We start from the raw sequence: 517 nt of genomic DNA, 5'->3' as shown, positions 1-517 counted from the left end.
GTCTTTCTTCTGTACATGGTGCGCAAAATGTACATTCATATACGCAAATGTAAGCTTCAGAATTTGGCTCGAGCGATTGATTGCAAATTTGACAGTTTGTTTTCATTTCTAGTGCCATAGTAATTCTCCTTTTCGTTTGAATATTTATAATTTAATTATAATTTATCAGATAGAAACTGTCTTTTTCAATTGAAAGGAAATTGAATGATAAAGTTATGAATTGAAATGAAAGATGCGATTTTATTTTAAAATTGATTATTTAATACAGTTGGAATATTATGAAATAGTCAAAGGACAACAGGGGGTATAGATTTTGACTAATCATAACGATCATTTAAAAGCAAACTGTGAAAAATGCTTCGGTCTATGTTGTGTGGCGTTACCGTTCGCAGCATCGGTAGATTTTGCGGTGAATAAAGATGGTGGGAAACCATGTTCCAATTTACAATCAGATTTTAAATGTAGTATACATAAAAATCTTAGAGGAAATGGCTATAAAGGTTGTACAGTATTTGAA

The 517-nt window shown here is 30.9% G+C and carries 1 protein-coding gene and 1 pseudogene; one reads left to right on the top strand and one right to left on the bottom strand.

Features of this window, described 5'->3' with window-relative positions; genetic code table 11:
- The coding region (locus AC1DJR_RS33110) for a DUF1272 domain-containing protein (protein WP_477004580.1) at positions 1–118 on the bottom strand (118 nt) is incomplete at its 3' end.
- Between the two features lie 195 nt (positions 119–313).
- Between AC1DJR_RS33110 and AC1DJR_RS33105 the strand changes: the two are divergent.
- Positions 314–517, top strand: a pseudogene (locus AC1DJR_RS33105) (pentapeptide repeat-containing protein); the annotation flags it as partial.

Source organism: Bacillus sp. 05T31 (assembly GCF_056396725.1).
The sequence above is the reverse complement of the archived record's forward strand: the minus strand, read 5'-3'. Positions and strand labels throughout refer to the sequence as shown.